The following is a 22103-nucleotide window of genomic DNA, read 5'->3' on the forward strand; positions in this document are numbered from 1 at the left end:
CGCCGCATGCGGTGGGGCGGGTGCGCTGTGAGAGTGCGAGGGTGACCACTGCTCCCGCCGTAGCCGCCGCGCCACCCGTGCTCGACCGGCGGCAGCGCAACATCATCTTCGGCACGATCATGCTGGGAGTGCTGCTCGCGGCGCTCGACCAGACGATCGTCGGCACCGCCCTGCCCACGATCGTGGGGGACCTCGGCGGCGGGGACCACATGTCGTGGGTGGTGACCTCCTACCTGCTCGCGGAGACCGTGTCGACCGTGCTGGTGGGCAAGTTCGGCGACCTGTACGGCCGAAAGCTGATCTTCCAGATCTCCGCGATCGTCTTCATCAGCGGCTCCTTCCTGTGCGGCCTGTCCGCCAATATGACGTTCCTGATCGTGTGGCGCGGCGTCCAGGGCATCGGAGCCGGCGGCCTGATGGTCACCGCCATGGCGCTGATCGCCGATGTGGTGCCCCTGCGCGAACGCGGCAAGTACCAGGGCATGATCGGCGCCGTCTTCGGCGTCGCCACCGTGATCGGCCCGCTGCTCGGCGGGTTCTTCACCGACCAGCTGAGCTGGCGGTGGTGCTTCTACGTCAACGTCCCGATCGCCATCCTTGTGGTGATCGCGGCCGCCAAGACGATCCCGGTGGTCAAGGCCTCGGGCAAGGCGGTCATCGACTACCTGGGCATCGCCCTGGTGGCGGTCGGCGCGAGCGCGCTGATCCTGGCCACCAGCTGGGGCGGGAACGAGTACGCCTGGACCTCGCCGACGATCATCGGCCTGTTCGCGCTCGGCGTGGTCGCGCTGGCCCTGTTCTGCTTCGTCGAGACGCGGGCCGTGGAACCGATGCTGCCGATGCGGCTCTTCCGCAATCCGGTCTTCGCCGTGTGCTCCGTACTGAGCTTCGTCGTCGGGTTCGCGATGCTCGGCGCGATGACGTTCCTGCCGACCTACCTCCAGTACGTCGACGGGGACTCGGCCACCATCTCGGGCGTCCGGACCCTGCCCATGGTCTTCGGACTGCTGATCGCCTCCGTCTTCAGCGGCAACGTCACCAGCAAGACCGGCCAGTACCGGATCTTCCCGATCGTCGGCAACGCGGTCACGGGCATCGGCCTGTACCTGCTGTCGCGGATGCAACCGGGGACCAGCACCCTGCTCGAATCGCTGTACATGTTCGTGCTCGGCACGGGCATCGGCCTGTCCATGCAGGTCCTGACGATCGCCGTGCAGAACACCGTCGACTATGCCGACCTGGGCACCGCCACCTCCGGGGTCACCTTCTTCCGTACGCTCGGCAGCGCCTTCGGCACGGCGGTCTTCGGGACGATCTACGCGAACCACCTGGGGCCCGAACTGAAGGCGGGGATCGCGGAGGCGGCGCGGATCACCGGGCAGGACCCGGCACGGCTGGCCGAGGCCGCGTCGACCCCGGAAGGGGTGCACGGGCTCAGTGCGGAGGCCGCGGCTCCGATCATCGACGCGTACGCGGAGGCCCTGCACACGGTGTTCCTCTACACCGTGCCGGTGGCGGTCTTCGGCTTCATCGCGGGGCTCTTCCTCAAACAGGTCAAGCTGCGCGACAGCGCCCGGGCCGGCTCCACGGACATGGGCGACGGATTCGCCTCCCCGGCCACGGCCAGCGGGAATTCGGCCAAGCTGCTGGAGCTGGCGGTCGGCAAACTCGTACGGAACATGGGGGCCGACACGGCGCGCGCGATCGTCGGGTCCTCCGACACCCGGCTGGACATCGCGGGCGCGTGGACGGTGATGCAGGTGGAGCTGATGACCCGGACGGTCGGCACCGCCAGCATCGGGCTGATCGCCGCGCGCCGGTCGGTGCCGCCGGAGGTACTGCTCCCGGTCTTCGACCGGATGACGGAGGAGGGCTACCTCAGCCGCGCGGGCAGCTTCTTCTCCCTCACCCCGGCCGGGGAGCGGGAGGCCGCGATCATCTCGGCGGCGTGGGCCAGGTGGCTCGGCGACCAGCTGGAGAAGGACAAGGGGCGGCCGCGGAGCGCCGAGCTGCGGGTGGCGGCGGACGCGATCGCGAAGCGGCTGCTGGCGGAGGACCTGGGCGAGGGGAACTTCGCGCCGAAGGTGGTGGTGCGGACGTAGCGGGGCGGGAGCGGGGGCGAGAGCGGGAGCGGGTGCCGGCGCGGGTGCGTACCGGAATCGGAACTTCCGTCGGCAGTCCGACGTCCTCCTCATGGAAGCGTGTGGTGCACGGCGGACGGGGGAGCGGACATGGGAATCACACTGGCCGAGGAGATCGTGCTGCTGTCCCTGGACGACAAGTCGGGGGAGACGCGCCGGCGGCAGTCGGCAGGCTGGGCCGCCGCGGGCGGGATCCTGCTCGAACTGGTCATGGCAGAGCGGGTTTCGGTCGCCGGCAAGTACCTGGAGCTGCGCGACACCACGCCCACCGGGGAAGAACTGCTCGACGGCCGGATCCTTTTGATGGAGGCCTGGCTGCGCGGCCGCGCCAAGCGCCGGGTGACGGACTGGCTGACCAGGGACCAGGCCAAGGCGGTCGGCGCCGCCGTGGAGCGCCTGGTCGAGCGCGGCCTGGTGGCGGCGGAAGTGCACAAGGTGCTCGGGATGTTCCCGCAGATGCGCTACCCCGAGACCGATGGCGCCGCCGAACGCGCACTGCGGGAGCGACTGCGCGCCGCCGTCATCGAGGGCGCCGAGCCGGACGAGCGCACGGCCGGCCTCATCGCGCTGATCCACTCGACCCGCCTGCACCGGCTGGCCTTCCCGGACCGGCGCCGCGACGAGGTGGCCCGGAGGACGGCGGAGATAGCAGCCGGTCAGTGGGCGGGCGACAGCGTCCGGGCGGCCGTCCGCGACATGCAGGCCGCGATGACGGCCGTGACGGCCGTGACGGTGGCGACGACCTTCACGACGTGAGACCGGGCCGTCCCGTGCGCTCTTCGAGGGGCCTCAGGCGCTCGCGGCCGGGTCCGCGCCGGGGTCCGTGCCCGGGTCCCCGCTCGGGCTCGTGCTCGGGTTCGCGCTCGGGTCCGGGTCCGGGGTCGCGGTGGGGTAGTCGTACGAGGGGACGTGCGGCAGGCTCGCGAGGTCCGGGCGCCAGCTGCGCAGCACGCCCGCCGACGGCGCGTACAGGGCCGCGGGGATCTCGGCGGGGGCGAACCACTGCCAGCGGGCGATCTTGTGCGGCTCGGTGACGGCGGGGACCCCCTCCGCCGAGGTGGTGACGGCGGCCGCCGTCAGCCGGGTCAGGCCGGACTTCGCGTCGATCCGGACGGAGAGGACGCGGATCCCCTCGGGGGCCGCGCGCAGATCCGTCTCCTCGGCGAGCTCCCGGGCCGCGGCCTGCTCGAACCCCTCCCCGGGGTCGACCTTGCCGCCCGGCAGCTCCCAGCGGCCGTCGTGTGCCTGGCCGAGCAGCACCCGGCCGTCCGCGCCGATGACGACCAGCCCCACGCCGACGACGGCGTTGGGCTGCGGCACGGCCCGCTCGGGGCGCTCTCCGGTGGGGGTCATGGGCGTCCTTCCCGTGAAGTGGTGGGCCGGGCGCGGACGTGGATCCGTTCGCCCTGGGGGCCGAAGAGGCTGAGGAACTCCGCGGCCTGCGGCCCCGCGTTGAAGAAGGCGTGCGGGGTGCGCGTGTCGAACTCCGCGGCCTCGCCGGGGCCGAGGACGAGGTCGTGCTCGCCGAGCAGCAGGCGGATGCGCCCGGACAGCACGTACAGCCACTCGTAGCCCTCGTGGACCTGGAGTTCGGGCTCGGGCGGCGGGCCTTTCAGGGGCGGGAGGATCTGCTTGAAGGCGTGAACCCCGCTGAATTTGCGGGTCAGCGGCACGTAGGTGCTGCCGTGTCGGACGAAGGGCCGCGGGCGGACCCGGGGGTCCCCGGTCTCGGGGGCGCCGACCAGCTCGTCGAGCGCCACCCGGTGCGCCCTGGCCAGCGGAAGCAGCAGCTCCAGCGTGGGCCTGCGCCGGCCGGACTCCAGCCGGGAGAGGGTGGAGAGGGAGATTCCGGTGGTCTCGCTGAGCTGGGCGAGCGTGGTGCCGCGCTGCCGGCGCAGGGCGCGCAGTCGCGGGCCCACGGCGGTGAGCACGCCGGCGAGTTCCTCGTCCTGCTCCTCGGTGGCCATGGCTCCATTTGCCACTTCGGCAAGAACATTTGTCAAGCGCGCGCCTGCGAGCGGACCCTCGGAGACATGGACAACGCACGGGACTCAAGGAATTCAGGCGACGCCGGGGACACGGGGGACGCCGGGGACGACGTGTTCGACGTGGTGGTCGTGGGCGGTGGGGCCGCCGGGCTCGCCGGTGCGCTGACGCTGGTCCGGGCCCGCCGTTCGGTGCTGGTGATCGACTCCGGCAGCCCGCGCAACGCCCCGGCCGCGCACCTGCACGGATACCTCGGGCAGGACGGGGAGAGCCCGGCCGCGCTGCTGGCCCGGGGGCGCGCCGAGGTGGCCGGCTACGGCGGCGAGATCAGGCCGGGCACGGCCATCGCCGCGGACCCGCTGCCCGACGGGGGTTTCCTCGTCCGCTGCGGGGACGGTTCGACCGTCCGGGCGCGGCGGCTGCTGGTCGCCACCGGCCTGGTCGACGAACTGCCCGCGGTGCCGGGGATCGGGGCGCGCTGGGGCCGGGACGTGCTGCACTGCCCGTACTGCCACGGCTGGGAGGTCCGGGACCTGCCGGTCGCGGTGCTCGCCGACGGACCCGTCGCCGTGCACCAGGCGCAGCTCTGGCGGCACTGGAGCGGGCGGACCACCCTGCTGGCGCACACCTGGCGGCTCACCGACGTGGACCGGGAGCTGCTGGCGGCCCTCGATGTCCGGGTCGTCGAGGGAGAGGTGACCGGGCTCGCGGTCGAGGAGAACCGGCTGACCGGGGTGACCTTGGCCGACGGCTCCGGCGTGGAGTGCGCGGCCCTGGTGGTGGCCCCGCGGTTCACCGCGCGCTCGGGCGTCCTGACCAGCCTGGGCCTGCCGACCACCGCGGTGGAGCGGGACGGGCACGTCATCGGCACCTGCGTGGAGTCCGACCCGGTGACCGGCGCCACCGCGCTGCGCGGGGTCTGGGCGGCGGGCAACGTGACCGCCCCGACGGAGCAGATCGCGGGCGCGGCCGCGCAGGGTGTGCGCGCGGCCGTCGCCGTGAACGCCGATCTGATCGAGGCGCAGGCGCGCCGGGCCGTGGCGGCCCACCGCGCGCGCACGGGGGTGGGCACGGGAGCGGGCATCGGGGCGGGCGCCGGACCGGTCCGCGGCTGAGCGGGACGGCGTGTATCGGACAACTGTGCGGGTTTCGGCCGCCGTCCGTCCGCGCAGGCTCTGGGCGGTGTGATCGTCGTACGGTCCAACGGTTCCAATGGTTCGGGGGGACGCTCCATGACACATGTACTGGTCATCGGCGGAGGGGTCGGAGGCCTGGCCACGGCCCTGCTCGCGGCCCGGCACGGACACACGGCGGAGCTCTTCGAGCGCGATGCGCGCGCTCCCGGCACCGCCCTCGACCGAGACTTCTTCGGCTGGCGCCGGCCGACCGTACCGCAGGCCGCCCAGCCGCACGCGCTGCTCGGGGCCGCCCGAACCGTCCTGCGCGACGAACTGCCCGACGTCCACGCGGAGATGATCAGACTCGGAGCGCGGGAGCGGCACGAGCTGGACTGGTTCGAGGCGCGGCCACCCGCACGCCCCGGCGACGAGGACCTCGTCATGCTCCAGGCGCGGCGCATCGTGCTGGAGAGCGCCCTGACGACGGCCCTGCGCGCGGAGGCGGGCGTCGTCGTCCGGTACGGGGAGCCGGTCACCGCCCTGACCACCGTCCCGGGACCGGCCGAGAACCCGGGAATCCAGGTGACGGGAGTGACCACCGAGGCGGGGAGCTACGTGGGGGACCTCGTGGTGGACGCGGGCGGGCGGCGCGGGGGAGTCGAGCGCAGGCTGGCCGAGGCGGGCTGCCGGCCGCCCGTCGTGGAACGGCACCGCACGGGGCTCGCGTACTTCTGCCGCTGGTACCGGTTGCCCGAGGGCATGGACGAGGGGCCGCGCCGGCCCTGGGCGGTGACCGGCGGGGCCTTCGCGGGGTGCGCGGTGTTCCCGGCCGACAACCGGGTGTTCGCGGTGACGCTGTTCGTGCACACCTCGGACGCCACCCGTTCGGCGCTGCGCGACCCCGCCGTCTTCGAGCGGGCGGCCCGTGCCTTCCCGCCCGGTGCGGCCTGGCTGGCCTTGGGGGCCGAGCCGCTGTCGGACGTACGGGCCACGGCGAGCCTGGACAACCGGTGGAGCGCGCTGGTCGACGAGCGGGGCCCGGTGGTGACCGGGCTGGTGCCGGTCGGCGACTCGATCACGCACACCAACCCGACGCTGGGCCAGGGCACCTCGCTCGCGCTGTGGGCTGCGCGGCGGGTGGCCCGTACGGCGCACCGGGACCCGGGATCGGCCCGGTTCGCCGCCGACCACCACGACTGGGCGGTGCGGACGCTGAAACCGTGGTTCGACTTCCAGGTGGTCGCCGACGAGGCCATCGGGGAGCGCTTCGCGACCAGGGTCGGGCGGACGGGGACGGCGCGCGAGGTGGCCGCGCTGTTCGACTGCGCGCTGGAGGACCCCGAGGTGATGCGGGCGCGGGCGAGGGTGCGGCACCTGGCCGAGCCGCCGGAGCGGGCGTACGCGGATCCGGAGATCAAGGCCCGGGTGGCGCGCTGGCTGGCGGCGCGGCCGGACTACGCCCCGCACGAGGCGGGGCCGGACCGGGCGGAGTGGGAGAAGCTGACGGCGGGGTCGGGGTGGGCCGCTCAGTCGCCGGAACCCCCTGTACCGCCGGTGCCGGCCGTTCCGGCCGTTCCGGTGGTTCCGGCGGCCGGGCCGAGCACTTCGGCGAGGTCGTAACCGACGACCTCCTCCAGCTGGGCGTAGGTGCAGCTCTCCGGGGTCCGGTCCGCCCGCCAGCGGTGGAACTGCGCGGTGTGCCGGAAGCGGTCGCCCTCCATGTGGTCGTACTTGACCTCGACGACCCGCTCGGGGCGCAGCGGTACCCAGGACAGGTCCTTCTTGCCGGTCCAGCGGCTCTGCGCGCCCGGCAGCCGGGCGCTCTCGTGGGCGGACTCCTCCGCCCAGGCGGCCCACGGATGTCCGGCCGGGTCGGGCATCCGCAGGGGTTCGAGTTCCTCGACCAGCTCGGCGCGGCGCTTCATGGGGAAGGCGGCGCAGACGCCCACGTGCTGGAGGGTGCCGTGGCCGTCGTACAGGCCGAGGAGCAGCGATCCGACAATCGGACCGCTCTTGTGGAAACGGAAACCCGCGACGACGACGTCGGCGGTACGTTCGTGCTTGATCTTGTACATGAGGCGGGCATCGGGCCGGTAGAGGAGACCGAGCGGTTTGGCGATCACTCCGTCGAGCCCGGCGCCCTCGAACCGCTCGAACCACTCCTGCGCGAGCCCGGGATCGGTGGTCGCGGGCGCGAGATGGACGGGGGGCCGAGCAGTGGAAAGGGACCGGACCAGGGCGGCACGGCGGTCGGTGAGCGGCGTGTCGAGGAGCGATTCGTCGCCGAGGGCGAGCAGGTCGAAGGCGACGAAGCTGGCGGGGGTGGTCTCGGCCAGCAGGGCGACACGGGACTGCGCGGGATGGATCCGCTCGGTCAGCCGGTCGAAGTCGAGCCGCCCGCCGTGAACGATCACGATCTCGCCGTCCACGACGCAGCGGTCGGGCAGATTGCCCTTCAGCGCCTCCGCGAGCTCGGGAAAGTACCTGGTCAGGGTCTTGCCCGTGCGGCTGCCGAGCTCGATCTCATCGCCGTCGCGATGGACGATGGCCCGGAAGCCGTCCCACTTGGCCTCGTACTGCATGCCGGGCGGGATCTTCGCCACGGACTTGGCGAGCATCGGTTTCACGGGCGGCATCACTGGCAGATCCATGCCTTCGATTCTGCGGTGGTACGTCCGGCCGCGCCCGGTATGCGCGCACGAGCGGGCCCGCCTACCGTGGCGCACATGGGTGCTGCCGGTAATGCGATCGAGCTGGACGCGGGCGGGCGGACGGTACGGCTGTCCAGCCCGGACAAGGTGTACTTCCCGGAGCGCGGACTCACCAAGCGGCACGTGGCCGAGTACTACCTGGCGGTCGCGGACGGCATCACGCGCGCCCTGCGCAACCGGCCGACGACCCTGGAACGCTTCCCGGACGGGGTGGAGGGCGAGTCCTTCTTCCAGAAGAGGGCGCCGAAGAACCTTCCCGACTGGATCCCGACCGCCCACATCTCCTTCCCGAGCGGCCGCAGCGCCGACGAGATCTGCCCGACCGAGCCGGCCGCCGTCCTGTGGGCCGCCAACCTGGGCTGCCTCACCTTCCACCCCTGGCCGGTCCGCCGCGAGGACACCGACCGCCCCGACGAACTGCGCATCGACCTGGACCCGCAGCCGGGCACCGACTACCACCACGCGGTGGCGGCCGCCCACGAGCTGCGCGCCCTGCTGGAGGAACTGGGCCTGCGCGGCTGGCCCAAGACCTCGGGCGGGCGCGGGCTGCACGTCTTCGTGCCGATCGCCCCGCGCTGGAACTTCACCGAGGTCCGCCGGTGCGCCATCGCCCTCGGCCGGGAACTGGAACGCCGGATGCCGGGCAAGGTCACCACGGCCTGGTGGAAGGAGGAACGCGGCGAGCGGATCTTCGTCGACTACAACCAGACGGCCCGCGACCGCACGATCGCCTCCGCCTACTCCATCCGCCCCCGCCCGCACGCCCCGGTCTCGGCTCCGCTGCGCTGGGACGAGGTGGACGACGCGGAGCCCCGCGACTTCGACATCGTGACGATGCCGGCCCGCTTCGCCGAACTGGGCGACCTGCACGCGGACATGGACGAGCACGCCTTCGCCCTGGACCCCGTACTGGAACTAGCGGACCGCGACGAACACGACCACGGCCTGGGCGACATGCCCTACCCCCCGGACTACCCGAAGATGCCGGGCGAACCCAAGCGCGTCCAGCCCAGCCGCGCCAAGCACGAGGACTGACGTCCGCTCAGCCCGCGCGAGGCCCGTTGTCCGGACCGTGCGGGCTGCAAGCCGTCCGTACCGGCCCTGGAGAGACCGTCTCCCGCGGAGGACCCGCATCCCGGCCCGTCGGTGCGCCGCACCCAGGTCAGCGCCATCGCGCCGGGGCCGTCACGGCTGGCCGTCGGCATGTCCGGGCTGCAGCCCGGGCACGCTCACGGACGTCAACCGGTCCGGTCTCATGGTCGGCAAGGGGACCACGTCCGGAGGAAGAAGGCGTTCAGCCACCGGCACGGTGACCGGGCCATCTACCTCCTGCCGGGATCAACAACGCCGGCCAGGCGGTCGGCAACGTCGGATCGTCGGCTACCAGAGGCAGGCATCGGGCGACCGGAGCGAGATCGCCGTGATGTGGAACAACCTCGACGGCCCTCCCGCGTAAGCGCCCTGGGCGGCACGTTCGAGGCCCTCAGCCCGAACACCAACGTCTCGGTCGGCCCGGCCGAGTTCCGCTACGACGCCCCCTGCGGCCTGCGGACAGCCCGGACCGGCAGCGGCCCGATGCGGGTCCTTCACGGGCTCGCCCCGTCCCGCTTCACCGCCGCGTTCGCCGTCACCGACGACGACCGCGTCGGCGGTGCGGCGCCGGACGCCGAGGGCCGGGTCCAGCCGGTGATCCGGACCTGTGCGTCCAAGCAGGCCTTCGTCCTGCCCGAGGGATGAGCCGGAGGCTGCGCTGAGCAATCGGGTCGGCTCGGGTCGGGTCGGGGTGTCAGTGGCGGGTGCGATGCTCGAAGCGGACGGGGGAAGCGGTGACATGACGGGGTGTTGATCAGGCGTTGATCGGACGTCCATCGGGGGCGGCCAGTATCTGCGGCATGTCGATGAACACCACTGCCGCAGCCACGGACACCGCCTGGTACGAACTCGCCCTGTGCGCCCAGACGGGCCCGGGCTTCTTCTTCCCGGAGCCGGGCTCGTCGCTGCGCGACGCGAAGCGGCTGTGCGGGGCGTGCGAGGGGCGGGCGGCGTGCCTGGAGTACGCCTTGGCCAATGACGAGCGCTTCGGCGTCTGGGGCGGCCTCTCCGAAGCCGAACGCCAAGCCCTCCGCCCCCGCCGCTGATCAGGTCCGCGTCCCCTTGCCGCTCGCGCGCACCAGCCCCACCCGCCGAGCGAGGTCGAACCCCTCGCCCCCACACTCCTCGCGGCGCGGCGTGTGCGGCACGACCCGCACGGGGTAGTGCCCCCCAACGGGCGAAACGACCCCACCGAAGCGAGGATCCCCCGCGAACCAGATCCGGTCCGGATGATCGCCCCCCAGCGCTGCGAGCGCGACGGGGAACGGGATGATCCGGAACGTGGCCGTGAAGTCCTCCCGGAACCGGACGTCCATGGTCGCCGGGCTCTCGGGTGCGCGGGTGGGGTGCCGACAAGGCCACTCTTGCCACGGGTAGGCGTGCAGGACAGCGGCTACGCGCCGTCGGCGGAAGAAGGCGATGACCACCCAGGGCAGAAGGGGTGACACCAACAGCGTGGTGAGGGCGAAGGCCGTTCCGGCATGCGGGATGCGGCCGACGCAGGCCAGGGCGATCAGGGGCGGACCGCCGAGGCTGAGCACCCATCCCAGGCGACGGATGACCAGCCGCTTGTAGCCGGCCGCCGTCGGAGGGTGATCCCATGCCGCCTTGGTGAGCGTAGAGCTCACAGGAGCACCTCCAGGATGCGTGAAGTCCCGGTCGCTGTCGGAGCGCTCGGTTCGGGGTCGGTGAAGAGGAGCGTGTGCGCGACGGCTTCGAGGATGTCCGTGTACGCCTCGGCGTGCTGGGTGGAGGCGCTGGTCAGATCGAGCACGAGCAGGTGGAGTCCATCCGGATGCACGGTCGCGACCCTGGCCTGAAACAGACGCTGCTCCACATTGGGCACGGAAATGACCCCGGCGACCAGGCAGCACGGGAAAGCCGATGGCAGATCGATGAACCTGCGGATGGAGCTCTCCCACCACGAGGAACGTGCGATGGCCAGGGCCGTGCGCGCCACGGTGAGCCGGGGGTTGGGTTGTTCGGCGCGCTGGATGGTCAGAGAGAACAGTGAAGTGGCGACGCCCACCGGTTCCTCGGGGTGAAGACCGATCGCGGTGTGCAGGACGTCGTGCCCTGCCAGTTCCGCAAGACCATCCGCGAGCTGGGACAGCTCCCGTTGGGCATCAGGACTGCCCAGGGCCTCGGCGACGGCGATCAAGGACGCCTTGTCGTCGGGGCTGATGTCGTGAAAGCCCGGAGGCAGGCGAAACCAAACCGGCGGGATGCTGCGCTGATGTGTCATGGCCTCAGCCCCGACCAGACGCGCCCCGATTTCCTGATGGCTGAAGGACCGTCTTCCAGAGCCCCTCGGGCACCGTCCACCGCCGTCGAGCCGTGTTCAAGCGTTTCGTTGTCCGGGGCGTAATCGAGTCCGGCGGTCGCAGCACCAGTACCGGCCACGGCCACACCCACACGGTCTCGAGTGCCCTGAGTCGCCGACCGCATGGCCCATCCGGTGAGGGGGCTTTCCACCTGCCGCAGCTCCGCGGCGCTGGTCCATGCGCTCTGCCGGAACGCGGTGGCTCCGGGAGACAGCCCCGCCAAAGCACTGCCTTCGGGCGCGGCCGCCATCGCTGCGCGGGCGGCAGCGGTGCCGGCTTTGGCGCCCGAGGCGACCGCCGCCACGCCCGGGACCGTGCCCGCGAGGTCACCTACCAGGGTCACGCTGCTCTTCCAGAAGTCCGCGTCGAACTCGCCCTTCATGACGCCGTCCCCAAGGGACTTCCGGATTTTCCGGTCAGAGACGTGCACCGCCAGGGCCGCCAAGGACAGGCCGCTCCCGACGAGCATGATCGCGAGCCCGGCAGGGGGACAGGCGAGAGACACCAGGGCGCCGACGAAGCCCAGCACGGCCGACGCGTTCGACAGCGCGTCGCCCGGGTCTTCCACGATCTTGTGCCAGATCGAGGACAGCAGGCCCGGTTCCTTCGGGGCCAGGCGGTCCGTCGCCGCGTTCAGGGTGCGGGCGACGCGGCTCGCCGCCGCCGCGTGTTCGGCTGCGAGTTCGCGGGCCAGGCGGCGGGTGTCGGAGAGGGCCTGCTCAGACTTGGCCGCGGCGGCCTGGGCCTCGTACCGGGCGGCCAGTGCGCGGTGCGCGACCAGGGTGTCGTGCCAGCCGGTGAGCCGGCGGGCGGCCTCCGCGAGGGAGGTGTGGGCCGCGCCCAGGTAGCGGGGGAGCTCCTGCGAGAGGGAGGCGCGGAAGGCGGTCGCGGCCTCGCCCTGCCACTGCGAGCTGTGGGCGACGAGGTCCTTCACGACCCGGGAGGCCTCCCCGAGGGACTGCGCCGACGCGCCGAGCTTCTTCGTCAGGGCCAGGACCGCGGCCGGATCGCCGGGCGCCGGGTCGAAGCCCAGCGCCGCGTGGTCAGCCATGCGCGGCCGCCACCCGGCGGAAGGCCGCGCGGACGGCCTCCTCCAGCTCCGCGTACTCCGCGGCGCTGCGGTCCACGCCCTCGCGGACGGTCTTGACCCGTTTGGTCAGCTCCCGCGTGCCGTGGGCCCAGCGTTCCTGGAAGCCGTCGCACGCCGCGTCGAGGTCGGCCGTGCCCAGCTGGTCGGCCCGTACGTGGTCCAGCGCGCGCCGGGCCTCCCGCAGGGAGACCAGCGAGGAGTCCAGGGCGCGCGTCAGACGGGTCAGCTGGTCGATGTCCACCTGGAGCGAGGTCATGACGCGAAACCCTGGCAGAGCACGGCTCTGCCAGGGCAATCGGCGTCACTCGCCCGAGCGAGCGGAAACAGGTCAGCCCTGGCGGGCCGCGATGCGTGCCGCGCGGGCGGCCAGGCGCTCGTCGAACTTACGGGCCTCGCCGTCCAGGCCGTTCATGAACAGGCCGAGCTCCTCCTGGGCCTTCTGGCCCTCGGGGCCGAGGCCGTCGATGTCCATGATCTTCAGGAAGCGGATCACGGGGCTCAGCACGTCGTCGTGGTGGATCCGCAGGTTGTAGACCCCGCCGATCGCCATCTGCGCGGCCATCCGCTCGAAGCCGGGCATGCCGTGTCCGGGCATCCGGAAGTTGACCACGACGTCCCGTACGGCCTGCATCGTCAGGTCCGGGGCGAGCTCGAAGGCCGCGCCCAGCAGGTTGCGATAGAAGACCATGTGCAGGTTCTCGTCCTGCGCGATGCGCGCCAGCATCCGGTCGCAGACCGGGTCACCGGACTGGTGGCCCGTGTTGCGGTGCGAGATGCGGGTGGCGAGCTCCTGGAAGGCCACGTACGCCACCGAGTGCAGCATGGAGTGGCGGTTGTCGGACTCGAACCCCTCCGACATGTGCTGCATGCGGAACGCTTCCAGCTTGTCCGGGTCCACGGCGCGCGAGGCCAGCAGGTAGTCGCGCATCACGATGCCGTGGCGGCCTTCCTCGGCCGTCCAGCGGTGCACCCAGGTGCCCCAGGCGCCGTTGCGACCGAAGAGCGAGGCGATCTCGTGGTGGTAGCTGGGGAGGTTGTCCTCGGTCAGCAGGTTCACGACCAGCGCGATCTTGCCGATGTCGGTGACCTTGGACTGCTGCGGGTCCCACGCTTCGCCGTCTTCGAAGAAGCCCGGGAAGTTCCGGCCGTCGCTCCACGGGACGTACTCGTGGGGCATCCAGTCCTTGGTGACCTTCAGATGGCGGTTGAGCTCCTTTTCGACCACCTCTTCCAGCGCGAACAGCAGCTTGGCGTCTGTCCACGCCTCCGAGCTGCCGAGGTGGGGAGAGGTGATCGTCACGGGTACTCCTGGGTGCAAAGCGAATTACCTACGGTTCCGTAGCCTACGGAGTCGTAGGTTAAGCGCGACATCAAGGCCAGCCAACCCCCGGGCGGGTGTATGTCCGGTTACATCCAGTTATCTGTGCAGTTTATGGGGGGTGTGAGAGGCCTCTCAGGGGACAAAATCACGCCGTCAGGTGGATCGAAACTTTTACTCTTGACGGCCGGAACGGGTTCCGCTTCGCCGCCGCCCGCCGCGCCGGGCGTCCGCGGGCGGCGGCGAAGCGGGCTCGCTCACTCGTGCCAGAGGGTCTCCCGGACCTCCTCGGCCGTGGTCGGCCGCAGCTCCCCGTCCAGCAGCAGCCACCGCGTGATGCCGATCGACTCCAGGAACGGCACGTCGTGGCTCGCCACCACCAGGGCGCCCTCGTAGGACTCCAGCGCCTCGGTCAGCTGCCGCACGCTCGCCAGGTCGAGATTGTTCGTCGGCTCGTCGAGCATGAGCAGCTGCGGTGCGGGCTCCGCCAGCAGCAGCGCCGCCAGCGCCGCCCGGAACCGTTCGCCGCCCGACAGCGTGCCGGCCGGCCGGTCCGCCCGGGCGCCCCGGAAGAGGAAGTGCGCGAGCCGGGCCCGGACCACGTTGTTCGTGGCCTGCGGGGCGAACCGCGCCACGTTCTCCACGACCGTCCGGCTCTCGTCGAGCACGTCCAGCCGCTGCGGCAGGAACCGCGTGGTCACGTGCGTCCGCGCCGCCCCGGACTGCGGTGCGAGCTGCCCCGCGACCGTGCGCAGCAGTGTGGTCTTCCCCGAGCCGTTGCGGCCCACCAGGGCGATGCGCTCCGGCCCCCGCAGCTCCCACTCGCCCCGTACGCGGGCCCCGTGGACCAGGCGCAGATCGCTCATGGTCAGCACGCGGCGCCCCGGCGGGACCTGCGTGGCGGGCAGCTTGATCCGGATCTCGTCGTCGTCGCGCACCGCCTCCACCGCCTGGTCCAGCCGCTCCTTCGCCTGCGCCAGCTTCTCGGTGTGCATGATCCGGTGCTTGCCGGCCGACTCCTGCGCCGCCCGCTTGCGCGCGCCCATCACGATCTTCGGCTCGCGCTTGTTCTCGGACATCTTCTGGCCGTACCGCTTGCGGCGCGCCAATTTGACCTGTGCGTCGGCCAGTTCGCGCTTCTGTCGCTGTACGTCGCCCTCCGCGACCCGGACCATCCGCTCGGCCGCGTCCTGCTCGGCGGCGAGCATCGCCTCGTAGTCCGTGAAGTTCCCGCCGTACCAGCGGACTTCGCCGTCGCGCAGATCGGCGATCTGATCGACCCGCTCCAGTAGTTCCCGGTCGTGGCTGACCACGAGCATCACCCCGGACCAGGACTCGACCGCCGCGTACAGCCGCCCCCGGGCGCGCAGGTCCAGGTTGTTGGTGGGCTCGTCCAGCAGCAGGACGTCGGGACGCGCGAGCAGCAGGGCGGCCAGCCGCAGCAGCACGGACTCGCCGCCCGAGAGCTCCCCGACGGTGCGGTCCAGGCCGATCCCGGCGAGACCGAGCTGGTCGAGCGCGGCCAGGGCCCGCTCCTCCACGTCCCAGTCGTCACCGACGGCGGTGAAGTTCGCCTCGGTGGCCTCGCCCGCCTCGATGGCGTGGAGGGCGGTGCGGACGGTGCGGATGCCGAGCGCCTCGTCCACGCGCAGCGCGGTGTCGAGGGTGACCGTCTGGGGGAGGTAGCCGACCGAGCCGGAGACGGACGACTGCCCGCCGGACGGGGTCAGTTCACCGGCGATCAGCTTCAACAGGGTGGACTTCCCGCAGCCGTTCAGGCCGATCAGACCGGTGCGGCCGGGACCGACGGCGAGCTGGAAACCGTCGAACACGGGAGTGCCGTCGGGCCAGTCGAAGGACAGGGCGGAGCAGGTGATGAAAGCAGGGGCGTGGCTCATGGAGGCCTCCAGGTTGCGTGAGTGGTGCGTGCAACGCGGGGAGACAGCCGACGCTCAGCCGGTGACGACGGGGGTCACGGTGGTGGGTTGGTCGGTGTCTCGAACCTCAGAAGAGCAATGTCCTGCTCCGTTTCGACGGCAATGGAACGTCAACGAAGCTACGGGCGGCCGGAGCCGCCCGCAATCGAATAATCGGCGGGCCGGATTCAGCAGGTGTCGCGCATCAGCTCGGCCAGGCTGTGGTCCATGTCGAGGTACAGGTGCTCCAGGCCCGGCGGCACCACGGTCGCCGCCCGCTCCAGGAAGCGGTGCAGCTCGGCCGTCAGCATCAGCACGATCGCGACGCCCTCCGCCGCGTGGAACTCGATCGTCGTCCGGTCACCGTCGTACGGGCGCACCCGTACGTCGCCACGGCCCGACGGGCGGTCCAGCCCGGACTCCAGCAGCTCGCGCGAGAAGGTCCACGAAACCGCGATCCCCTCCAGCGTCGCCGGGGCGGGGAAGGTCATCCGCACGGCGAACGGATCCGCACGGTCGTAGCAGAGGGTGACGGGAACCGTCTCGACCTTCGGCGCGGTGGCGACCAGACGGGCCTGTGCGGCCTGCTCGATGACAGTGATCAAGGCTCACTCCCTTGCGGCGGATCTGCTGCCGGGCTTTGGGGTGGAGTCCGGCAACCCGATAGACGCCGGAATCGGCAAATCCGTGCATGGGCAGTTGCGTGAGCTGTGTCACCGATTGGCCGGAACCCATCTGTGTGATCGCACAGAGTGACCGTGAGAGGGAAGCCGCCCGAAGGAGGGCCGGCGGTTCCCGCAGGACCCCGAGAGGCCCCAGAAGGGCTGGTTACCGATCACTCCACAGGCCCAAGGCTCGCCCGGATGGCGCTGCGCCCCTCCCGTCCGCCGTGGTCACGCCGCCTCCCCGCGCGTCCGGGGAGGCGCTCTGGACGGCGTCACCGGGGTGCGTTAGCTTCCGGCGCCATGAGACTTCTGGAAGTGGGAGTGGGCCTGTGCGCGGCGGCCCTGGTGGTGGGGGTGCTCGCCGCCCCCGCCCAGGCCGGGACGGCCACGGGGAACCCGGCCGGGGAACCGTCCGAACCGTCCGCCGGGGCCCTGGCGGCGCAGGACTTACGCGGCGCGGGCTGGGGGCTGAAGGACACCGGGAAGACCGCGCGCTTCCGGGGGCTCGCGGCGGTCAGCCGCAGCACGGCCTGGGTGGCCGGTTCCCAGGGGACCGTGCTGCGCACGGTGGACGGCGGCCGCAGCTGGCAGGACGTCTCGCCGCCCGGCGCGGTCGCGGAGGGGCTGGAGCTGCGCGACATCGAGGCCTTCGACGCGCGGCGCGCGGTGGCCCTGTCCATCGGGGAGGGCGAGGCCTCCAGGGTGCTGCGCACCGAGGACGGCGGCGCCACCTGGACCGAGACCTTCCGCAACCCCGACCCGCGCGCCTTCTACGACTGCCTGTCCTTCTTCGATGCCCGGCACGGACTGGCGATGAGCGATCCGGTGGACGGCCGGTTCCGCATCCTGTCCACGGACGACGGCGGACGGAACTGGCGGGTCGTGCCCGCCTCGGGCATGCCCGAGGCGTTGCCCGGCGAGGCGGGCTTCGCCGCGAGCGGCCAGTGCCTGGTCAGCGCGGGCCCGCGCGACGTCTGGCTGGCCACGGGCGGCGGGGCGAGCGCGCGGGTCCTGCACTCCGCGGACCGCGGCCTGACCTGGCGGGTCGCCGAATCCACCGTCCCCGCGGGCGACCCGGCGCGCGGGGTCTTCGCCCTCGCCTTCCGCGACCGTACGAGGGGACTCGCGGTCGGCGGCGACTACCGCACCGGGCAGGCCTCCCCGCAGGCCGCGGCCGTCTCCTCCGACGGGGGACGCAGCTGGCGGCAGGCAGCGGCCCCGCCGCCGGCGTACCGCTCGGGCGCGGCCTGGTTCCCGTACAGCCGGGGGACGGCCCTCGCGGTGGGACCGACGGGCACGGACGTGACCACCGACGGCGGCCGCAGCTGGCGGCCGCTGGAGCCGGGCTCCTTCGACACGGTCGACTGTGCGGCGGACACCGGGTGCTGGGCGGCGGGGGAGAAGGGCCGGGTGGCCCGGCTGGAGCGGCGCTGACCGGCCCCGCCGTCCGCGCCGGCGGACGCACACCTAGGCCACCGGGTTCTCCCGCACCGTGGCCAGGTCCGCCGAGGTCTTCGTGGCGATGAACTCGGTGATGCGGTAGGCGCAGACGCCCGCCACCGTGAAGGGGTCCTCGGCCGCGATCTTCTCGATCTCGGCCCGGGACACCCCGCCGGCGAGGATCACACCCCCGTCCCGCGGGACCTTGCGGCCCGACGCGAGGAAGACGCCCGCGGCGTAGTGGCCGTCCAGCCAGGCGATGTGGGCGTCCATCTCCTCCTCGACGGCCTCGACGGGGGCGGTGTAGGTGAGCTCCATGACGAACATGATCGCCAGGTTACTCTCGCTCCATCATGACGAGTGTGAAGACCCCGGCCGACGAGGCCGAAGCCCGGGCGATACAGGACGTACTGCGCCATCAGGTCGTCCTCACCGAGCCCGGCCCCCCACCCGGCCACGGCCTGGTCACGGGAGTGGACGTGGCCTACGACGACGAGCGCGACCTGGTCGCCGCCGCGGCCGTGGTGCTCGACGCCGCCACCCTGGAGGTCGTCGAGGAGGCCACCGCCGTCGGGCACGTCAGCTTCCCGTACGTGCCCGGGCTGCTCGCCTTCCGCGAGCTGCCGACCGTACTGGCCGCCCTCGACGCCCTGACCACCGGGCCCGGCCTCGTCGTCTGCGACGGCTACGGCCTCGCCCACCCGCGCGGCTTCGGCCTCGCCTGCCACCTCGGCGTGGTCACCGGGCTCCCCACGATGGGCGTCGCGAAGAACCCGTTCACCTTCACCCACGAGGAACCGGGAGCCCGGCGGGGCGACGCCGCCGCGCTGCTCGCGGCCGACGGGGCCGAGGTCGGGCGGGCGCTGCGGACGCAGGACGGGATCAAGCCGGTCTACGTCTCCGTCGGGCACCGGGTCTCGCTCGACAACGCCTGCGCGCACGCCCTCGCCCTGAGCCCCCGCTTCCGGATCCCCGAGACCACCCGGCACGCCGACTCCCTCTGCCGCCGCGCCCTGCGCGAGGCCACCGCCTAAGCCCTGTCCGGGCGACCGCGCGCGTCAGCGGGCGTCGGCCACCCGGAAGGCGATCCCCGCCTTCTGCAGGCGGGTGACGAGGGCGTCGCCCATCGCCACGGCCGTCGTCAGCTGTCCGGCGGCCTCCGGCAGGGCGTCGTAGGCCAGGCACAGCGCCGACTCCGCCAGCATCTTCGCCGTCTCCCCGTAGCCCGGGTCGCCGCCCGACACCTCGGTGAACACGCGGCGGCCGCCGCCCTCGCCCACGAACCGCAGGCTGAACCAGCTGCGCGCGCGGCGCTCCGCGTCCGGCCCCAGGCCCGGCTCCCAGCGGTTCATCAGCCACTGCCGGGCCTGCGGCACCTGCGCCAGGGCCACCGTCGCGCCCAGCGCCGCCGTACCGCCGACCGCGACCGGGAGGTGCTTGACGGAGGCGTAGTGCCGGTAGCGGAAGTCCGGGCCGTACCGCTCCAGGGCGGCCGCCGACCGGGCCACGATCCGCGGGTCCAGGGTGGGCAGGGGCATCGCCCAGGTGCCGGTCTCCCGGCTGAACCGCGGCGCGCCCGCCGGCCCGCGGGCCCGCCGCCCGAGCAGCCGCGGCTCGTGCAGCCGGCGCTCCCGGGCGGCGGCCAGGGTCTGGGGGCCGCGGGACAGCGCGGTCAGCGCGGAGGCCAAAGTCCCGCCGGAGAAGAGGGCGTTGGACCGCACGAACCCGTCGACCGTCAGCGGCACGCCCTCCGGCAGCTGCCGGACCGTGAAGTACGCCCCGAGGTCGGCCGGGATCGAGTCGAAGCCGCAGGCGTGGACGAGGCGAGCACCGGTCTCCCGGGCCCGCGCGTCGTGCTCCACGTACATCCGGTCCACGAACTCCGGCTCGCCGGTGAGGTCCACGTAGTCCGTGCCCGCGCGGGCGCAGGCGGCCACGAGCTCGGCCCCGTACCAGACGTACGGGCCCACGGTCGTGGCCAGCACCCGCGTGGACGCGGCCAGCTCGCGCAGGGCCCCGGCGTCGGCGGCGTCCGCCCGCAGCAGCGGCAGCCCCGCGCACGCCGGATCGATCGCGGCCAGCCGCTCGCGCAGCCGCTCCAGCTTCGCGAGGTCACGGCCGGCGAGCGCCCACCGGCAGCCCGCGGGCGCGTGGGCGGCCAGGTACTCGGCGGTGAGCGCCCCCACGAACCCGGTGGCGCCGAAGAGCACGACGTCGTAGGCCCGTTCCGGCCGGTCCTGCGGGACCCGTGCGTTCATGAGCGCTCCTCCCAGGTGGGTGTCGGTGGTGTCGGGGGCCGAGGCTAGCGTGACGCCCGGCCGTCCGCGCGGGCAGGTGTGACGGGAACCGTCCCTGATACGAACAGCGCCCCGGGAACGGCCTTGCGGCCGCGCCCGGGGCGCTGCGAGAGCCACCTGCCGGTGGATCAGCCCTGCTGGTACAGGCCGAAGAGGTCGACGACGAGGTCGATGTCCTCCCAGCCCTGGTTCCAGAAGTCGACGATGCCGTTGCTTCCGGTGCTCGCCTGGACCAGGTTCGGGACGGTGTCGCCCTTCGTCCAGTTCAGGTTCGAGGAGTTGGGCGGCGTCGGCCAGGTCTCGGTGCCGTTGTCGTAGTCGTCCATCGAGTTCGGGTCCGGGGTGACCGTGAGGAACCCGTCGCCGTTCGTGTTGGTGACCGTGGAGTTCATCACGAAGCCCGTGATGCTCGGCGCGTCGTACGAGAGCGGCATGTAGACGTAGCTACGGGCGCCCAGCGGGCCCCAGGCCCAGGTCGCCGCGTCGCGGGTGTCGAGCAGACGCTCCGGCTCGAGCGGCACGAAGGCGCTCGTGCTGTCCTTGCTGTAGAAGCCCACGACGTCGACGACGACGTCGGTGCCCGCCCAGGCGCCGTTGAAGACGCTGATCCTGCCGTCCGCGCCGACGGGCACGATCACCGAGTTGGCGATCGTCTGGCCGGGGGTGAAGTTCAGGTTGGACGCGGTCGGGGTGGCGCCGCCGCCCGGGAAGACCGACAGGTGGCCGGACTCCTTCGGGTTGGTGACGGTCACGTTGAGCGCCACGGCGGTGATGCCCTGGGGCACGCCGCGCAGGCCGCTGATCTGGGTGGAGAAGGTCTTGCGCCCGCCGAGCTGGCCCTTGACCGTGCCGAGGCCCTCGCGGGTGTCGACGAAGCGGGACGGGGTGATCGGGGTGTAGCCGCTGGACTGGGTGGAGCTGAAGTAGCCCGTGACGTCCGCGATCAGGTCGACCGACTGGCCGCCGCGGTTGGCGAGCTCCACGTAGCCGTTCTTGCCGACCGGCACGATCACCAGGTTCGGGACGGTCTGACCGGCCTTGAAGTTGACGTTCGAGGTGGTCGGACGGACGGTGCCCTCGGGGAACGCGGTGATGTGTCCGGCGCTCGTGGTGTTGGTCACCGTGATGTTGAGGACCACGGCGGTGACCCCGGCGGGGATCGTGCCGTTGCCGCCGACCTTCACGCGGGTGGAGCTGTACGGGGCGACCTTGCCCTTGACCGCGCCGGTCCCGTCGCGGGTGTCCAGCAGGCGGGTGGGCGCGTACGGGGTGAAGTCCGAGCCCTGGGTGACGAAGACGACCTCGTTCACGGCCGACACGGCGTTGGCGGTGTCCTTGACGGTGACCTTGACCGTGTAGGAGCCGACCTCGGCGTAGGTGTGCGGCGTGGTCAGCGTGGTGTCGCCGGACGCGCTCAGCACGTCCGTCGTGCCGTCGCCCCAGGCGATGGTGACCTCGAGCGCGCTGGGGGCGCTCGTGATGACGGTGTCGAGCTCGACCCCGTGCGCCGTGGTGCCGTAGGCGTACACACCGACCGCGAGGTCGGGGTTGGCGGCGACGGACAGCGCCTGCGGAGCGGCGGCCGCCCCGGCCTTCCCGGCGGGCAGGGCCTTGCGGACCGAGCGCTCGGCGGGGCTGGTGAAGGTGTGACCCTTCGACTTGGAACCCTTGGCCTTGCCCAGGTCCAGGTCGGGAACGGTCGCACCGTGGGCGTCGGGGTGGGCCGGGTCGGCCTGTGCCACGCCCGGGATGAGACCCACGCCTGCTGCGATTGCGGCAGCGGAAATTACAAGTCGGCGACTGCGCACCGGCCCCCCATTATTTCTGGTTGAACGCTTGAACAAGTTCGAAAGCGTGTTCAGAGTACACAGCCGCACGGCGATTGATCAGGGGGGTGGCGCTACATCTTGGCCTCGCTTTCGCCGATCCAAACATCAGGCACCGACCGATACCGGCCCAACGCCGCCCGGGGGCTTGTGCTCGGTGGAGCACGTTCCTAGCATCA

At 72.3% G+C, this 22103-nt stretch carries 22 protein-coding genes; 9 read left to right on the plus strand and 13 right to left on the minus strand.

The window, feature by feature from the left end:
• Positions 1 to 41: 41 nt before the first annotated feature.
• A complete protein-coding gene (locus ACZ4VT_RS28210; RefSeq protein WP_467953776.1) occupies positions 42 to 2102 on the plus strand; it encodes an MDR family MFS transporter in 2061 nt (686 codons plus the stop codon).
• A gap of 129 nt (positions 2103 to 2231) precedes the next feature.
• Complete coding sequence (locus ACZ4VT_RS28215) at positions 2232 to 2897, plus strand: GOLPH3/VPS74 family protein (protein ID WP_467953778.1); 666 nt, start codon at positions 2232 to 2234, stop codon at positions 2895 to 2897.
• 33 nt (positions 2898 to 2930) lie between these two features.
• Here ACZ4VT_RS28215 and ACZ4VT_RS28220 read toward each other — a convergent pair whose 3' ends face one another.
• Both ACZ4VT_RS28220 and ACZ4VT_RS28225 read right to left on the minus strand, forming a co-directional pair.
• Positions 2931 to 3494 carry a nucleotide triphosphate diphosphatase NUDT15 gene (locus tag ACZ4VT_RS28220; RefSeq protein WP_467953780.1) on the minus strand — a complete coding sequence of 188 codons (564 nt, stop codon included), beginning with the start codon at positions 3492 to 3494 and terminating at the stop codon, positions 2931 to 2933.
• Positions 3491 to 4108, minus strand: a complete 618-nt coding sequence (locus ACZ4VT_RS28225; protein WP_467953782.1) for a helix-turn-helix domain-containing protein — start codon at positions 4106 to 4108, stop codon at positions 3491 to 3493. Before ACZ4VT_RS28225 ends, ACZ4VT_RS28220 begins: the two co-directional genes overlap by 4 nt.
• 66 nt (positions 4109 to 4174) lie before the next feature.
• Here ACZ4VT_RS28225 and ACZ4VT_RS28230 point away from each other — a divergent pair, with 66 nt between their 5' ends.
• Positions 4175 to 5242 (plus strand): NAD(P)/FAD-dependent oxidoreductase, encoded by a 1068-nt coding sequence (locus tag ACZ4VT_RS28230; RefSeq protein WP_467953784.1) that lies wholly within the window; start codon positions 4175 to 4177, stop codon positions 5240 to 5242.
• Between the two features lie 117 nt (positions 5243 to 5359).
• A complete protein-coding gene (locus ACZ4VT_RS28235; protein ID WP_467953786.1) occupies positions 5360 to 6865 on the plus strand; it encodes an NAD(P)-binding protein in 1506 nt (501 codons plus the stop codon).
• On the opposite strand, the gene ACZ4VT_RS28240 is transcribed toward ACZ4VT_RS28235, so the two are convergent.
• Positions 6772 to 7896 (minus strand): ATP-dependent DNA ligase, encoded by a 1125-nt coding sequence (locus ACZ4VT_RS28240; RefSeq protein ID WP_467953788.1) that lies wholly within the window; start codon positions 7894 to 7896, stop codon positions 6772 to 6774. The genes ACZ4VT_RS28235 and ACZ4VT_RS28240 overlap by 94 nt on opposite strands.
• A 75-nt stretch (positions 7897 to 7971) precedes the next feature.
• On the opposite strand from ACZ4VT_RS28240, the gene ligD reads away from it, so the two are divergent.
• The 3 genes from ligD (at position 7972) to ACZ4VT_RS28255 (ending at position 10094) form a co-directional block, all read left to right on the plus strand.
• Positions 7972 to 8991 (plus strand): non-homologous end-joining DNA ligase, encoded by a 1020-nt coding sequence (gene ligD, locus ACZ4VT_RS28245; RefSeq protein ID WP_467953790.1) that lies wholly within the window; start codon positions 7972 to 7974, stop codon positions 8989 to 8991.
• A 390-nt stretch (positions 8992 to 9381) separates the two neighbouring features.
• Positions 9382 to 9693, plus strand: coding sequence for a hypothetical protein (locus ACZ4VT_RS28250; RefSeq protein WP_467953792.1), 312 nt, complete (start codon positions 9382 to 9384; stop codon positions 9691 to 9693).
• 155 nt (positions 9694 to 9848) lie between these two features.
• The gene (locus ACZ4VT_RS28255) at positions 9849 to 10094 is read left to right on the plus strand and encodes a WhiB family transcriptional regulator (RefSeq protein WP_362798011.1); all 246 of its coding nucleotides are present in this window, start codon (positions 9849 to 9851) and stop codon (positions 10092 to 10094) included.
• Here ACZ4VT_RS28255 and ACZ4VT_RS28260 read toward each other — a convergent pair whose 3' ends face one another.
• The 7 genes from ACZ4VT_RS28260 to ssgD form a co-directional block, all read right to left on the minus strand.
• Positions 10095 to 10676, minus strand: a complete 582-nt coding sequence (locus tag ACZ4VT_RS28260; RefSeq protein ID WP_467953794.1) for a hypothetical protein — start codon at positions 10674 to 10676, stop codon at positions 10095 to 10097.
• Positions 10673 to 11293 (minus strand): hypothetical protein, encoded by a 621-nt coding sequence (locus ACZ4VT_RS28265; protein WP_467953796.1) that lies wholly within the window; start codon positions 11291 to 11293, stop codon positions 10673 to 10675. Before ACZ4VT_RS28265 ends, ACZ4VT_RS28260 begins: the two co-directional genes overlap by 4 nt.
• Complete coding sequence (locus ACZ4VT_RS28270) at positions 11290 to 12423, minus strand: hypothetical protein (RefSeq protein ID WP_467953798.1); 1134 nt, start codon at positions 12421 to 12423, stop codon at positions 11290 to 11292. The genes ACZ4VT_RS28265 and ACZ4VT_RS28270 overlap by 4 nt, the downstream gene beginning before the upstream one ends.
• Positions 12416 to 12718 carry a hypothetical protein gene (locus ACZ4VT_RS28275; RefSeq protein WP_362852346.1) on the minus strand — a complete coding sequence of 101 codons (303 nt, stop codon included), beginning with the start codon at positions 12716 to 12718 and terminating at the stop codon, positions 12416 to 12418. Before ACZ4VT_RS28275 ends, ACZ4VT_RS28270 begins: the two co-directional genes overlap by 8 nt.
• Before the next feature lie 72 nt (positions 12719 to 12790).
• The gene (locus ACZ4VT_RS28280; protein ID WP_362797997.1) at positions 12791 to 13762 is read right to left on the minus strand and encodes an acyl-ACP desaturase; all 972 of its coding nucleotides are present in this window, start codon (positions 13760 to 13762) and stop codon (positions 12791 to 12793) included.
• Between the two features lie 275 nt (positions 13763 to 14037).
• Positions 14038 to 15678, minus strand: a complete 1641-nt coding sequence (locus ACZ4VT_RS28285; protein WP_467953800.1) for an ABC-F family ATP-binding cassette domain-containing protein — start codon at positions 15676 to 15678, stop codon at positions 14038 to 14040.
• Between the two features lie 206 nt (positions 15679 to 15884).
• Positions 15885 to 16301, minus strand: a complete 417-nt coding sequence (ssgD, locus tag ACZ4VT_RS28290; RefSeq protein WP_467953802.1) for a spore wall synthesis regulator SsgD — start codon at positions 16299 to 16301, stop codon at positions 15885 to 15887.
• A gap of 360 nt (positions 16302 to 16661) precedes the next feature.
• On the opposite strand from ssgD, the gene ACZ4VT_RS28295 reads away from it, so the two are divergent.
• Complete coding sequence (locus tag ACZ4VT_RS28295; RefSeq protein WP_467953804.1) at positions 16662 to 17795, plus strand: WD40/YVTN/BNR-like repeat-containing protein; 1134 nt, start codon at positions 16662 to 16664, stop codon at positions 17793 to 17795.
• A gap of 33 nt (positions 17796 to 17828) precedes the next feature.
• Here the strand turns inward: ACZ4VT_RS28295 and ACZ4VT_RS28300 are convergent, their stop codons facing one another.
• Entirely contained in the window at positions 17829 to 18128 is a 300-nt protein-coding gene (locus ACZ4VT_RS28300; protein ID WP_362797986.1) for a YciI family protein, read from the minus strand.
• Between the two features lie 26 nt (positions 18129 to 18154).
• Here ACZ4VT_RS28300 and ACZ4VT_RS28305 point away from each other — a divergent pair, with 26 nt between their 5' ends.
• On the plus strand, positions 18155 to 18835 hold the full coding sequence (locus ACZ4VT_RS28305; RefSeq protein ID WP_362797983.1) for an endonuclease V: 681 nt from the start codon (positions 18155 to 18157) through the stop codon (positions 18833 to 18835).
• 24 nt (positions 18836 to 18859) lie between these two features.
• Here the strand turns inward: ACZ4VT_RS28305 and ACZ4VT_RS28310 are convergent, their stop codons facing one another.
• Both ACZ4VT_RS28310 and ACZ4VT_RS28315 read right to left on the minus strand, forming a co-directional pair.
• Entirely contained in the window at positions 18860 to 20059 is a 1200-nt protein-coding gene (locus ACZ4VT_RS28310) for a saccharopine dehydrogenase family protein (RefSeq protein ID WP_467953808.1), read from the minus strand.
• Between the two features lie 167 nt (positions 20060 to 20226).
• Positions 20227 to 21840, minus strand: coding sequence for a PKD domain-containing protein (locus ACZ4VT_RS28315; RefSeq protein WP_467953810.1), 1614 nt, complete (start codon positions 21838 to 21840; stop codon positions 20227 to 20229).
• Between the last annotated feature and the right edge of the window lie 263 nt (positions 21841 to 22103).

The sequence above is a fragment of the Streptomyces sp. NPDC029164 genome (assembly GCF_055563995.1).

Coding starts and splice junctions, on each gene's coding strand:
- ACZ4VT_RS28255 (WP_362798011.1), top strand. CDS start 9,849: ATGTCGATGAACACCACTGCCGCAGCCACGGACACCGCCTGGTACGAA.
- ACZ4VT_RS28230 (WP_467953784.1), top strand. CDS start 4,175: ATGGACAACGCACGGGACTCAAGGAATTCAGGCGACGCCGGGGACACG.
- ACZ4VT_RS28310 (WP_467953808.1), bottom strand. CDS start 20,059: ATGAACGCACGGGTCCCGCAGGACCGGCCGGAACGGGCCTACGACGTC.
- ACZ4VT_RS28295 (WP_467953804.1), top strand. CDS start 16,662: ATGAGACTTCTGGAAGTGGGAGTGGGCCTGTGCGCGGCGGCCCTGGTG.
- ACZ4VT_RS28215 (WP_467953778.1), top strand. CDS start 2,232: ATGGGAATCACACTGGCCGAGGAGATCGTGCTGCTGTCCCTGGACGAC.
- ACZ4VT_RS28235 (WP_467953786.1), top strand. CDS start 5,360: ATGACACATGTACTGGTCATCGGCGGAGGGGTCGGAGGCCTGGCCACG.
- ACZ4VT_RS28305 (WP_362797983.1), top strand. CDS start 18,155: ATGACGAGTGTGAAGACCCCGGCCGACGAGGCCGAAGCCCGGGCGATA.
- ACZ4VT_RS28240 (WP_467953788.1), bottom strand. CDS start 7,896: ATGGATCTGCCAGTGATGCCGCCCGTGAAACCGATGCTCGCCAAGTCC.
- ACZ4VT_RS28265 (WP_467953796.1), bottom strand. CDS start 11,293: ATGACACATCAGCGCAGCATCCCGCCGGTTTGGTTTCGCCTGCCTCCG.
- ACZ4VT_RS28285 (WP_467953800.1), bottom strand. CDS start 15,678: ATGAGCCACGCCCCTGCTTTCATCACCTGCTCCGCCCTGTCCTTCGAC.
- ligD (WP_467953790.1), top strand. CDS start 7,972: ATGGGTGCTGCCGGTAATGCGATCGAGCTGGACGCGGGCGGGCGGACG.
- ACZ4VT_RS28300 (WP_362797986.1), bottom strand. CDS start 18,128: ATGTTCGTCATGGAGCTCACCTACACCGCCCCCGTCGAGGCCGTCGAG.
- ACZ4VT_RS28220 (WP_467953780.1), bottom strand. CDS start 3,494: ATGACCCCCACCGGAGAGCGCCCCGAGCGGGCCGTGCCGCAGCCCAAC.
- ACZ4VT_RS28225 (WP_467953782.1), bottom strand. CDS start 4,108: ATGGCCACCGAGGAGCAGGACGAGGAACTCGCCGGCGTGCTCACCGCC.
- ACZ4VT_RS28275 (WP_362852346.1), bottom strand. CDS start 12,718: ATGACCTCGCTCCAGGTGGACATCGACCAGCTGACCCGTCTGACGCGC.
- ACZ4VT_RS28270 (WP_467953798.1), bottom strand. CDS start 12,423: ATGGCTGACCACGCGGCGCTGGGCTTCGACCCGGCGCCCGGCGATCCG.